Source organism: Methyloversatilis discipulorum, assembly GCF_000385375.1.
GTDB classification, from domain to species: domain Bacteria; phylum Pseudomonadota; class Gammaproteobacteria; order Burkholderiales; family Rhodocyclaceae; genus Methyloversatilis; species Methyloversatilis discipulorum_A.
Map to the genome: position 1 here is coordinate 3,348,750 of NZ_ARVV01000001.1, position 12,263 is coordinate 3,361,012.

Sequence of the window (12,263 nt, forward strand, 5' to 3'; positions counted from 1 at the left end):
TGAGGCCACGCTCACCCCGCGACCTTCCTGGTCACCAGCCCGACTTCGGTGATGTCCAGCCGTTTGCAGATTTCGAGCACCGCCGACACCTTTTCGTAGTGCGCGGCGGCGTCGCCCTTGAGCACCACCGGCAGCGCCGGGTTGGCGCTCTTGTACTGGCCGAGCCGCGCTTCGAGCGTGGCCATGTCGACCGGGTAGGCGTCGAGGAACACGTCGCCGGCGGCGGTGATGGTGATGGCCTTGGTCTGCGGCTTGGCGAGACTTCCGCCGGCCTGCGTCTGCGGCGCCTCGACCTTGATGCCCTGCACCGAGGCGGTGGTCATGATGATGAACACCACCAGCAGCACGTAGGCCAGGTCCAGCATCGGCGTGACGTTGATTTCGTCGTAGGGCTGGTTGTCGTCCTTGACGTCGGCGGACATGGCGCGCTGGTGCCCTTATCGGCCGTGAACTTCAGCGACGCGAGTGATGAACTCGTCGACGAAGATCTGCATGTCGGCGCTGATGTTCTTGATGCGCGACGCGAGGTAGTTGTAGCCGAACAGCGCCGGGATGGCGACGGCGAGGCCGGCCACCGTGGCCAGCAGCGCGGCGGCGATGCCCGGCGCGATGGCGTTCACGTTCACGTCACCCGCCGCGGCGATCGCGGCGAAGGTGATCATGACGCCGACCACGGTGCCGAGCAGGCCGAGGAAGGGGCCGCCGGAAATGGCGATGGTCAGCAGCACCATCTGCGAATTGAGCTTGTGCGACTCGCGCACCAGATCGGCGTCGATCGATGCCTTGATCGCGTCCATCGACGCACCAGTCAGGCCGGCCGCCTCGCCCTGCGCGTCGAAGCGCTTGCGGATTTCGCGCAGACCGGCGCCGTACAGGCGGAACAGCGACGAGCTCTTGTGCGTGGCGCCCTGATCGAGCGTCAGGAAGTCGGTGCTGGCGCCGCGGAAGCGCTGCAGGAAGGCGCGGTTGTCGCCGTCGATGCGGCCGACCAGCAAGGCCTTGGCGATCATCACCCAGCAGCTGATGACGAACATGACGGCGAGGATGACGATGACCACCCAGGCGTCGACGGTGAGGTTGTCGATCAGGATGCCGAAGTAGTTGTGACCACCTTCTTCACCCTCGACGGCGTCTTCGCGCACCGTCACGAAGGTCGCGTCAGCGCCCTGCCCGGCCGCGGCCAGCTTGATCCAGTCGGCGCTGCGCGCGGTGTTCGCCAGCTGCAGCTCGTCCAGTTCACCGGTGAAGCCGTCACCGATCACCACCTCGGCCTGTTCAGCCGGCAAGGTGGCATCGGCCGAAGCAACCGGCTGACCATCGACATAGAGCGTCGCCTTGCCGCCACCGACCGTCGCCGCGACGTGCTGCCAGGCACCCGGCTTCAGCGCGCCGCCCGCCACACGGGTGGCGCCGACATTCAGCACATAGGCGCTGTCCTCGACCTTCACCGTCAGCGTGCCCTGCGCATACAGCGTGGCCTGCTGCGCTGCCGCCGGCTTGATCCAGGCCGACATCGTCCACGCGCCGCCGGCGGAGGTGGCCAGTTGCGGTGCAGCCGGCACGCGCAGCGCGCTGCCGTTGAAGATCGCCGCGTCGCCGAGCAGCGCCGCCTTCTGCAGCGTGACAGTGCCGGCTGCGGTCAGCGCACTGGCGGACGCGTCAGCCAGCGGTGCCGCTTCGGCGAACTGCCAGGCGCCGACAGTCGAGCCGTCCCAGGTCGTCTTGCTGTCCGGCGTGCCGCCGACCGCGGCGTTGCCGAAGTAGGCATACAGCGTCGTGCTCTGGCCCGGCGCGATCAAGGGCACCTGCACCCACACGACCGCCAGCTCGTTCAGGCTGTCGTAACGCTCGACGTGGTGCTTCAGCACCGTCTTGTCGTCACCGGCGACGAAACGCAGGTCGGAGCCGTCTTCCTTCGCCGCGGTGAAGTCGAAATTGCCGCTGTGCAGCCGCACGGCGACCGGCACCGACGACTGCGGCGCAGTGATCGCCACACCGGTGGCGGAGGTATCGAGCGTGACGGTGCGGCGGGCGGTCCACGCCTCGTCCCACCAGGCGTTGGCAAAAGTAGGGGCAAGCGCCAGCAGGGCGCCGAAGGCAATGATGTTTTTCATGGCAGGCAGGGAAAATTTCAGGCCGGATTCTCGCGGCCCAAGGTGTCCTTGCCATGACATGAAATATGGGGATGGATAGTCCGAACGGACTATCGCGACTTGCGCATCGATGCTGGACGCGGCGCGGGACCAGTCTGGCGGCCCTCTCAGATCACCGGCTCCGGCGACCGGTCAGGCGCCCCCTTGTAGGAGCGGTCCTCTGACCGCGACGCAGCGGTTGCAGTCCACCGGCTCCGATACAGGCTGCTGTCGGGGTCAGAGGACCCCTCCCACAGAATCATGGCTTCCGTGGCGGATCGTGCGCACCTACTGTAGGAGCGGTCTTCTGACCGCGACACGGCGGTTGCAGTCCCCAGCCTCCGATACAGGCCGCTGTCGCAGTCAGAAGACCGCCCGCACAGCGTGCACTGCCGGACGCGCGTGAATCAGCTTACTGACCGCCAAGCAGCGGATGCACGGCCTCCGGCCTCAGCACCTCCGCATCCCACCCGAACACCTCTGCCAGCCGCTCGAAAGCCGCACCCGGCCCGCAGCGCAGTTCGATGCCGGCGCCGCTGAGCGGGTGACGGATATGCATATGTATACAGGCGAGCAGCAGCCGCGACTCGCCGCACAGCGTGGCGACGTAGCGGTTGTGCGCGCCCTTGCCGTAACTGGCGTCGCCGATGACCGGATGGGCGATGTGCTTCAGGTGACGGCGGATCTGGTGCGTGCGGCCGGTCAGCGGCATCGCCTCGACCAGCGCGTAGCGGCTGCTCGGGTAGCGGTCGATCGCCACCGGCATTTCGGCCACGGCCAGGCGCCGGTAGCGGGTGACGGCCGGCTGCGCCGCCAACGGTTCGGCGCCCTCGCGTGCGCCGCGCGGGTCGATCGCGTCGTCGATGCGGCGCAACGGGTGGTCGATCTCGCCCGACTCCGGCGGGTGGCCGCGCACCACCGCGAGATAGCGCTTGGCCGGCAGGTGCTGCGCGAACTGCTGCGCCAGCGCATGCGCCGACGCGGCGTCGAGCGCGAACACCAGCACGCCCGAGGTGCCGCGGTCCAGCCGGTGCACCGGCCACACGCGCTGGCCGATCTGGTCGCGCAGCCGCTGCACCGCGAACTCGGTTTCGTGGCGATCGAGCGCGGTGCGATGCACCAGCAGGCCGGACGGCTTGTCGATGGCGATCATCTGCGCGTCGCGGTAGAGGATGTCGAGCATGGGAGGACTGGTTCAGGGGTCGCCGCGGATCATGCCCGAAGGCGCCGCGCCGTGGCGCGAAGGGCGCATCCCTTGTCCGGGATCAACACCTGCGCTTGCCCGCCCGGGCACCATCGCGTCCGCTCGGCCCTTTCAGGCCTGCCCGCACACGCCGACCGGCCGCACCAGACGATGCCGGCGGCGATGGTGTCGGAGACCGACGACAACACAACACAGAACAGAGCCGCCCCATGACCTTCATGCCTGCCCCTGCCCTGCCGGACGAGGCCGCACGCCTCGCCGCGCTGGCCGAATACGCCATCCTCGATACCGACGCCGATCCGCTCTACGACGACTTCGTGCTGCTCGCGACCCGCCTGTGCGGCACGCCGATGGCCTATATCAGCCTGGTCGACCACGACCGCCAGTGGTTCAAGGCGCGTACCGGCGGCGGGCCGGACGAGACGCCGCGCAGCATTGCGCTGTGCAGCCACGCGATCGCTCAGCGCGAGGTGTTCGTGGTCGAGGATACGCACGCCGACGTGCGCTTCGCCGGCAATCCGCTGGTCACCGGTGCGCCGCACATCCGCTTCTACGCCGGCGCGCCGCTGGTGACGCCGGAAGGTCATGCGGTCGGCGCGCTGTGCGTGGCCGATCACGTGGCGCGCCAGCTCAGCGCCGGGCAGATCGAATCGCTGGCGGCACTGGCGCGACACGTCGTGTCGCAGCTCGAACTGCGCCGCGCCACGCTGCGTCAGGAGCGCACGCGGCGCGCACTCGAAGCGTCGGAACGCCGCCTGCGCGACATGAACGAACACCTGGAAGAACGCGTCGCCGCGCGCACGCTGGAACTGCGCCAGCTCAACGACGATCTGGCCGCCTTCGGCTACTCGTGCGCGCACGATCTGCGCACGCCGCTGCGCGCCATCGACGGCTTCTCGCGCATCCTGATGGAAGAGGCGGCGGCCAGCCTGAACGACGAACAACGCCTGTACCTCGACCGCATCGTCGCCAACACGGTGCGCATGGGCGAGCTGATCGACGCCATCCTCGACTTCTCGCGCATCGGCAGCAAGTCGCCACAGGTACAACGCATCAACCCGGCCGCGCTGGTGCGCGAGGTGATCGCCTCGCACCCCGGCTACCGCGACGACAAGCGCGTCAAGGTCGACATCGGCACCCTGCCCGACACGCTGGCCGACCCGGTGCTGTTCCGTCAGGTGTGGCAGAACCTGATCGACAACGCGCTGAAATTCTCACGCGCGCAACCGCGCAGCGAAGTGACGGTGGAAGGCTGGATAGAACCGGGCCGCGCCTGCTACGCGGTCAGCGACAACGGCCCCGGCTTCGACCCGTCGCAGGCGCACCGGCTGTTCCGCGTGTTCGAACGCCTGCATCCGGCGGCCGAACATCCCGGCGTGGGCGCGGGCCTGGCCATCGTGTCGCGCATCGTGTCGCGCCACGGCGGGCGCATCCGCGCCGAGTCGGCGGCTGGCGGCGGCGCACGTTTCGTCGTCGAAATGCCGCTGGCGCGCGCCGGCGCACTCACCCGCGTGGCGGAGCCGGAAACGGCCGCCGCCTGACATCGAGGCGCCGACGGTGCTAGATTGACAGCACCATCCAGCGGGAGGTGAGTCATGACTGATGCACGCACGTGTGAATACATCGTCGATCTGACGAATCACTCAAACCGCCTGCGGCTCGAAGCCGCCGTGCCGGGGCGTCCGATGAAGGTGGTGGTGCGCGACCCGGCGCATCCGGACGGGCCGGCGATCCACGGCACCGGCCTGCTCAGCGCCGACGGCCGCAGCTTCGCCATCGACATCCCGACGCCGTCGGGGCTGCACCACCAGGCCTGTGACTGGGCCAGGCTGAGTGCCGAACTGAACACCTATTCAGAGTTCGACTGAACGCTGCGGCGCGGCTCAGCGCTCGCGTCGCCCGTCCGGCAGACCGAGCGCGCGCCAGCCGTCGATGCCCAGCTTCTGCAGCGTTTCGATATTGCGCTCGTAGATGCTCTCGGCTTCGGGGAAGGCATCGACCGCGCGCGTGACGCTGGCCTCGCGCAGCAGGTGTATGGTCGGAAACGGGGCGCGGTTGGTGTAGTTGCCGATGTCGTCGGGCTCGGTTTCGGCGAACTGCCACTGCGGGTGGAAGGCGGCGACCTGGATCACGCCTTCGTGACCCTGCTCGCTGACGGCCTCGTCGACGATGTCGAGGAAGTCGTTGAAATCGAGGAAATCGCCGAGCAGCGAGGCGTGCATGATCAGCGTGGTATCGACCTGCTGTGGATCGGCCGCGGCGAGAAAGTCGATCTCGCGGTCGATGTCTTCGAGCAGGCCGTCGAGGTGCTTCGCCTCGCTCACCACGTAACGCACCTGCTCCTTCACATACACCGCCTTGGCGAACGGGCACAGATTGAGCCCGATGACCGCCTTCTCGATCCAGTTGCGGGTGGCGGCGATGACTTCATCCTTGTTCATCAGACAGAATCTTCCAGCAGGAATTGTTCGACCGGCGCGGTCTGCGCGATGTCCATGAACATCGGCGCGTGACCGACACCGGGTATTTCGAGCGTGCGTGCCTTCGGGCCGCGTGCGCTCATCTGCGTCAGCGTGTCGTGCGTCAGCAGGTCGGATTGTGCACCGCGCACGCACAGCGTCGGGCAGCGTATCGCGTCGTACAGATTCCACAGTTCGATGTCGCCGAGGAACTGCATGGCGGCCAGCGGCTTGCCGATGTCCGGGTCGTAGCCCATTTCGAAACCGCCCTCCGCCGACGGCCGCGTCACGTGAACGGTCAGGTGGCGCCACTGCGCGTCGGTCAGCGGGCCGAAAGGCGCGCTGACGACACGGATGTAGCGCTCGGCCTCGTCCAGCGACGCGAACTTCGGTGCCTTGCCGACGTACTCGGCGATGCGGCGCAGGCTGACCGCCGTGACCACCGGACCGACGTCGTTCAGCACCATGCGCGTGACCGGTGTCTGCGGCAGCGCGGCCAGCGCCATGCCGATCAGGCCACCCATCGAGGTGCCGAACCAGTGCACCTGTTCGACGCCGAGGCGGGCGATCAGCGTCACCATGTCGCCGACGTACTGCGGCACGCCGTAGCCTGCCGCGTCCGGCAGCCAGTCGCTGCGGCCGCGCCCGACCACGTCCGGGCAGACGACGCGGTAATGTTGCGACAGGCGCTGCGCAAGGAAGTCGAAATCGCGGCCAACCCGGGTCAACCCATGCACGCAAATGAGCACCCGCGGGTTGTCCGGCTCGCCCCACTCGGCATAGGCCATCCGGTGCAGCCCCTTCGGGTTGGCACACTGCACGTGCAGCAGCCGCGGCTGTTCGCTCACCCGCGCCCGCCCGAACCACCCCGCCACCTTGTCGATCACGCCCATGTCGCCCCCTAGCCTCTTGCCCCTAACCCCTGGCCCCTAGAACCGATTGTGCCAGTAGCGCGCGTCCTGCTCGCGGCTGCGTTCGATCGCGATGCCCGCCGCCGTGAAGCGGTAGCGCACCGCACCGTCGTGATCGCTGCGCCGCTGGGTCGCGCCAGAGGCCTCGTAGCGCGCAGCGACAGCCGGGTGCGGGTGATTGAAGCGGTTGCGGTAGCCGACCGCATGCACCACCTCGCGCGCCGCGACCGCATCGACAAAGACCTGCGTGGAAGAAGTGCGGCTGCCGTGGTGCGGACTGACCAGCAGGTATGCAGCAAGCGGCGCGCCTGCCGCCACCAGCTCGCTTTCTCCGTCGGCCAGCAGATCACCGGTGATCAGTGCGCCGCCGTGCACCGACTGCACCCGCAGCACGCATGACAGCGCATTGCTCGAGCGCGCCCCGCGCCTCACCGCACCCGGCGGCGGGTGCAGCAGTTCGAACAGCACGCCGTCGGCCACCCACCGCTGCCCGGCGGCGCAGTCCTCGGTATCCGGCCGCAGCAGCCGCAGCCCGTCGTGCGCCGGCACCGACGACAGCACACGTTCGACCGGCATGCCGTCGAGCAGCGAGGCGGCGCCACCCGAATGGTCGCTGTCGGCGTGACTGACCAGCAGCAGGTCGAGCCGGCGCACGCCGCTGGCGCGCAGATAGGGCAGCAGCAAGCGCTCGCCGGCGTCGGCTTCGGCGCCGTAGCGCGGTCCGGTATCGAACACCAGGTCGTGCGCCGCCGTCTGCACATGCACCGCCAGCCCCTGCCCGACGTCGAGCACGGTGACCGTCATGTTGCCGGCCAGCGGCCGCGGCGGCGCGAAGAGTAGCAAGGGCAGCATCAGCGGCAATGCGAGTACGCGCCCGCTCCACCCGGCTGGCGCCAGCGCGCAGGCAGCGCCTGCGACACCGGCCAGCACCGCCCACGGTGGCGGTGCTGCGCCGTGCCACAGCGCCCAGTCCGGCGTCGTCAGCGTTGCCGCAATGCTCATCAGCACCGATGTCAGCGCATGCGCACAGATGAGCAGCAGGTCGACGGGCAGCAGCACCGCCAGCAGGGCCAGCGGCGTGATCAGGCCACTGACCAGCGGTATCGCGAACAGATTGACCAGCGGTGCCAGCAGCGACATGCGGCCGAACAGCGCCAGCGTCAGCGGCGCCAGCCCGACGGTGATCGCCGCCTGCGCCTGCAGCCAGCGACGCAGCGGATGACGGGCGCCGACGCCGCTGGCTGCGGCATAGAACAGCACGGCCACCGCACCGAAGGACAGCCAGAAACCGGCGTCGATCACCGCCAGCGGATGCAGCGGCAGCACGACAGCGACCGCCAGCGCCAGTGCGCGCGACGGCGACGAGAAGCGCCCGGCGAGCAGCGCAAGGCCGGCGGTGGCGAGCATGATCAGCGTGCGCTGCGCCGGAATGCCGAAGCCGGCCAGCGCACAGTAGGCGGTGGCGGCCAGCAGCCCGGTCAGCACACCCGCCCGCTGCGCCGGACAGCGCAGCGCAAGCAGGGGCACGCGGCGCCAGACCGCAGCACACAACCAGCCGGCCAGCGCCGCCACCATGGTTACGTGCAGGCCGGAGATCGACACCAGATGGGTCAGACCGGCGCGCTCGAACAGATCCCACTGGGCCGGCGGAATGGCGCGCTGGTCGCCGATCGCCAGCGCGATCAGCACCCCCGCCCACGGATGGGTGACGGATACGCCGTCGACCACGCCGAGCGCGCGTTCGAAGCGCTCGCGTACCGCCTGCCGCGCGCGCTGCACCGCGTAGCCGACGCCCGCCGCCTCGGCCTCCAGCATGCGCGGCACGGCGTCGCCGGAGATACGTACATGACCGGTGGCGCCGATGCCGCGTGCAAACAGCCAGCCTTCGTAATCGAAACCGTGCGGATTCATGTTGCCGTGCGGCCGCTTCAGTCGCACGCGCAGCTGCCAGCGACTGCCGGCCGGCAACGCGGGGCGCGCCAACGACGCCTGCTCGCCGCGCGCGCCGTACCAGTTCAGCACGATGCGCGCCGGCACACCCGGCGGCGCCCGCTCGACCTCGAAATCGAAGCGCAGGCCGCGCTCGATGCGCACCGGCAGGCCGGCAACGACGCCGACGATGTCGAGGTCACGTCCTTCGAGCACGCTGTCCAGACGCCGGTCGAGCTGCGTCAGCCCCCAGCCGGCCGCCCAGCAGAACGACGCCAGCAGCGCCCCGACGCAGGACAGCGCGCGCCAGCGGCGACCGGCGAGCACGCACACCAGCGCCAGCACCGCCAGCGCGCCGAGCTCCGGCAAGTCGGGCAGCCGTTCGAGCCGCGACGCAAGGAAGGCGCCGGCCACCAGTGACGATGCGAGACGGATGGACATTCGTCAATTATCGCTCAACCACCCATATGGCATATATCGATAACACCCTCCGCCACCCGCGGCCGGAACCTCCGCTCGCGGCGCCGATCCAGAGCAGGCAGGATGCGACGTCGGCCACGCCCCGGCGGCTCGTCTTGACGCTACGCTGTGCATGACGATCCGCTCCCGACCCATGAAGAAAATCATTCGCAGCTACCTGCCCGACACCGAAAGCCTGCGCCGCAACCGCTGGCTGGCGCCCTTTGCCGATACGCTGGGCCACCCGCGTCTGTGGCGGCTCAACCGCCACAGCTGTGCCGGCGGCGTTGCCGTCGGCCTGTTCGCCGGACTGATCCCCGGGCCGCTGCAGATACTTGGCGCCGCCGTGCTGTCGGTGCTGTTGCGGGTGAACCTGCCGCTGGCGATGGTGGTCACCTTCTACAGCAACCCGCTCACCATCGTGCCGCTGTATGCGGTCGCCTGGGCCTACGGCCGGCTGGTGATGCCGCTGATCGGCCTGCAGATGCCGGAAGGAGCACGCTTCCAGGCGCCGGTCATCCCCGACGGCGCCGGTTTCAGCGGCTGGATACACGCGCTGGCAGACTGGTTCTTCGCGCTCGGCGAGCCGCTGCTGATCGGTCTGCCGCTGCTGGCGCTGACGCTGGCGGGGCTCGGCTACGTGGCCGTACTCGGCGCCTGGCGCTGGCATCTGCTCCGCAACTGGCGCCGCCGCGCCGAGCGACGCGGAAAGCCATGACGCTCACACGAGAGAAATTCGCGCTTTACCAGCGCTTCGAAGGTGAACTCGACGCCCGCACGCGGATGGCGCCCGACACGCGCGCGCTGCTGTCCGACGAGGAGTGGGCACTGATCGACGACCTGCGCATGCAGATCGCCGTCGTCAGATCGGGACACGCATCGGAAGCGTTCGCGACTACGGTGCAGCAGCGGCTGGACGAGATCGCGGACGCCGACCTGCGCGCTGCGTTGTGGGACAGCCGGTAACGTAGCGCCGCGCACCTTCGTCCGCCGAGTCGCAGCCAAGGCCGCTCCCACAGGGTTTGCGCTCGAGCAGTGGTCTGAGCCTGGAACAGGGTTCTGTGGGAGGGGTCTTCTGACCCCGACAGCAGCCTGTACCGAAGCCGGCGGACGGCGGCCGCCGTGTCGCGGCCAGGGCTGCTCCGACAGGAGGACCGCTGGCGGTCTTCCCGCGAGGCCGCTGCAGCCCGGGTCAGAACCGGCCGTCCACCAGCCTCACGGTGCGGTCGGTGCGCGCCGCCAGCCTTTCGTCGTGGGTGACGATGACGAAGCTGGTGCCGCGGGTGCGGCTCAGCGTCAGCATCAGGTCGAACACGCCGTCGGCGGTGCGGCTGTCGAGATTGCCGGTCGGTTCGTCGGCCAGCACGCAGGCCGGCTGGGTCACCAGCGCGCGGGCGATGGCGACACGCTGGCGCTCGCCGCCTGACAGTTCGCCCGGCTGGTGCTCGACCCGGTGCGCCAGCCCGACTTCGGCCAGCATGGCCGCAGCCGCTTCGCGCGCCTGGGCGCGGGTCTGGCGGCGGATCATCAGCGGCATCGCCACGTTGTCCAGCGCCGAGAACTCGGCCAGCAGATGGTGGAACTGGTAGACGAAACCCAGCGAGCGGTTGCGCAGCGCACCGCGCGCCGCCTCGCCGAGCGACGAATAGTCCTGACCGAGCAGCGACACGCTGCCGGCGGTCGGCACATCCAGCCCGCCCAGCAGGTGCAGCAGCGTGCTCTTGCCGGAGCCGCTGGCGCCGACGATGGCGACGCGCTCGCCGCGGATGACATCGAGGTCCACGCCGGACAGCACCGGCACCTCGACCTTGCCCTGATGGAATACCTTGGTCAGCCCGCGGCAGCTCAGCACGATGTCACTCATAGCGCAGCGCCTCCGCCGGTTGCACGCGCGAGGCGCGCCAGCTCGGATACAGCGTGGCGACCAGGGTCAGCACGCCGCCGATCAGCGTCACCGTGACGACATCGCTCATCAGGATTTCCGACGGCAGCTCCGGAATGAAATACACCTCGGACGACCACAGCGACACGCCGACGATCTTCTCGATGGCGGGCACCACCACGTCGAGGTTGGCCGCCAGCAGCACGCCGCCGGCCACGCCGAGCAGCAGGCCGAAGCCGCCGATGATGGCGCCCTGCACGACGAACACCGCCATCATGCTGGCCGGGCTGGCGCCCAGCGTGCGCAGGATGGCGATGTCGGCCTGCTTGTCGGTCACCACCATGATGAGCATGGACACGATGTTGAAAGCAGCCACCGCGACGATGAGCGACAGGATGATGAACATCATGTTCTTCTCGATCGCGATGGCGCGGAAGAAGTTGGCGTGCTGGCGCGTCCAGTCGCCGACCAGCAGCTCCTGGCCGGACAGCTTGGCGTGCAGTTCGCGCGCCACGCGCGGCGCGTCGAACAGGTCGCCCAGCTTCAGGCGCACGCCGGACACGCGGTCTTCCATCCGGTACAGCGTCTGCGCGTCCTGCATGTGGATCAGCGCGAGGCTGGCGTCGTATTCGAAATGCCCGGCCTCGAACACGCCGACCACGGTGAACTGCTTCAGCCGCGGCAGCACCGCGGCCGGCGTCACCAGGCCCTGCGGCGCGATCAGCGTCACCTTGTCGCCCAGCTGCACCTGCAGCGCGCGCGCCAGTTCGAGGCCCAGCACCACGCCGTAGCCACCGGGCTGCAGATCGGTCAGCTTGCCGGCGCGCATGTGCTGGCTGAAGTCGGCCACGCCGTCCTCGGCCGCCGGCAGCACGCCGCGCACCATGGCACCGCGCACCGTCTGGTCGAAGGACAGCATGGCCTGTTCGCTCACATAGGGCGCGGCCGCCTTGACCTCGGGGTTCTTCAGCACGGCGTCGGCCACCTGCTGCCAGTCGGCCAGTTCGTTGTCGTAGCCGGTCACCTGAATGTGCGAGGCGACGCCGAGGATGCGGGTGCGCAACTCCTTCTGGAATCCGTTCATCACCGACAGCACGGTGATCAGCGCCGCCACCCCGAGCGCCAGCCCGAAGGTGGAGATCAGGGAAATGAAGGAAATGAAGCCGTTGCGCCGTTTCGCCCGCACATAGCGCAGGCCGAGCAAGATTTCGTAGTTCATGGGGTCGGCATGGTACCGGATGGCGCCCGCGCGCCCGCCAGGGATGATGCGGCAGCGCCGCGTCGGAT

At 69.0% G+C, this 12,263-nt stretch carries 12 protein-coding genes; 4 read left to right on the forward strand and 8 right to left on the reverse strand.

The window, feature by feature from the left end; all coding sequences use genetic code 11:
- Positions 1 to 11: 11 nt before the first annotated feature.
- From METRZ18153_RS0115640 to METRZ18153_RS0115650, 3 genes are all read right to left on the reverse strand, one after another.
- Positions 12 to 422 (reverse strand): ExbD/TolR family protein, encoded by a 411-nt coding sequence (locus METRZ18153_RS0115640; RefSeq protein ID WP_020165610.1) that lies wholly within the window; start codon positions 420 to 422, stop codon positions 12 to 14.
- A 15-nt stretch (positions 423 to 437) separates the two neighbouring features.
- Entirely contained in the window at positions 438 to 2,114 is a 1,677-nt protein-coding gene (locus METRZ18153_RS0115645; protein WP_020165611.1) for a DUF2341 domain-containing protein, read from the reverse strand.
- Between the two features lie 430 nt (positions 2,115 to 2,544).
- A complete protein-coding gene (locus METRZ18153_RS0115650) occupies positions 2,545 to 3,315 on the reverse strand; it encodes a pseudouridine synthase (RefSeq protein WP_020165612.1) in 771 nt (256 codons plus the stop codon).
- 239 nt (positions 3,316 to 3,554) lie between these two features.
- Here METRZ18153_RS0115650 and METRZ18153_RS0115655 point away from each other — a divergent pair, with 239 nt between their 5' ends.
- Both METRZ18153_RS0115655 and METRZ18153_RS0115660 read left to right on the forward strand, forming a co-directional pair.
- Positions 3,555 to 4,877: a GAF domain-containing sensor histidine kinase gene (locus METRZ18153_RS0115655; RefSeq protein WP_232416065.1), complete on the forward strand. Its 1,323-nt coding sequence runs from the start codon at positions 3,555 to 3,557 to the stop codon at positions 4,875 to 4,877.
- A 54-nt stretch (positions 4,878 to 4,931) separates the two neighbouring features.
- Complete coding sequence (locus METRZ18153_RS0115660; protein WP_020165614.1) at positions 4,932 to 5,204, forward strand: hypothetical protein; 273 nt, start codon at positions 4,932 to 4,934, stop codon at positions 5,202 to 5,204.
- Positions 5,205 to 5,219: 15 nt separating this feature from the next.
- Here METRZ18153_RS0115660 and METRZ18153_RS0115665 read toward each other — a convergent pair whose 3' ends face one another.
- The 3 genes from METRZ18153_RS0115665 to METRZ18153_RS0115675 are packed head-to-tail and all read right to left on the reverse strand — an operon-like array spanning position 5,220 to position 9,076.
- Positions 5,220 to 5,777 carry a DUF1415 domain-containing protein gene (locus METRZ18153_RS0115665; protein WP_020165615.1) on the reverse strand — a complete coding sequence of 186 codons (558 nt, stop codon included), beginning with the start codon at positions 5,775 to 5,777 and terminating at the stop codon, positions 5,220 to 5,222.
- Positions 5,777 to 6,688, reverse strand: coding sequence for an alpha/beta fold hydrolase (locus tag METRZ18153_RS0115670; RefSeq protein ID WP_020165616.1), 912 nt, complete (start codon positions 6,686 to 6,688; stop codon positions 5,777 to 5,779). The genes METRZ18153_RS0115665 and METRZ18153_RS0115670 overlap by 1 nt, the downstream gene beginning before the upstream one ends.
- 36 nt (positions 6,689 to 6,724) lie before the next feature.
- Complete coding sequence (locus METRZ18153_RS0115675; protein WP_020165617.1) at positions 6,725 to 9,076, reverse strand: DNA internalization-related competence protein ComEC/Rec2; 2,352 nt, start codon at positions 9,074 to 9,076, stop codon at positions 6,725 to 6,727.
- A 172-nt stretch (positions 9,077 to 9,248) separates the two neighbouring features.
- On the opposite strand from METRZ18153_RS0115675, the gene METRZ18153_RS0115680 reads away from it, so the two are divergent.
- On the forward strand, positions 9,249 to 9,812 hold the full coding sequence (locus METRZ18153_RS0115680) for a DUF2062 domain-containing protein (protein ID WP_020165618.1): 564 nt from the start codon (positions 9,249 to 9,251) through the stop codon (positions 9,810 to 9,812).
- Positions 9,809 to 10,060, forward strand: coding sequence for a hypothetical protein (locus tag METRZ18153_RS0115685; RefSeq protein ID WP_020165619.1), 252 nt, complete (start codon positions 9,809 to 9,811; stop codon positions 10,058 to 10,060). The genes METRZ18153_RS0115680 and METRZ18153_RS0115685 overlap by 4 nt, the downstream gene beginning before the upstream one ends.
- Positions 10,061 to 10,286: 226 nt before the next feature.
- Here the strand turns inward: METRZ18153_RS0115685 and lolD are convergent, their stop codons facing one another.
- Both lolD and METRZ18153_RS0115695 read right to left on the reverse strand, forming a co-directional pair.
- Positions 10,287 to 10,958 (reverse strand): lipoprotein-releasing ABC transporter ATP-binding protein LolD, encoded by a 672-nt coding sequence (gene lolD, locus METRZ18153_RS0115690; RefSeq protein ID WP_020165620.1) that lies wholly within the window; start codon positions 10,956 to 10,958, stop codon positions 10,287 to 10,289.
- On the reverse strand, positions 10,951 to 12,195 hold the full coding sequence (locus METRZ18153_RS0115695; RefSeq protein ID WP_020165621.1) for a lipoprotein-releasing ABC transporter permease subunit: 1,245 nt from the start codon (positions 12,193 to 12,195) through the stop codon (positions 10,951 to 10,953). Before METRZ18153_RS0115695 ends, lolD begins: the two co-directional genes overlap by 8 nt.
- Positions 12,196 to 12,263: the final 68 nt, after the last annotated feature.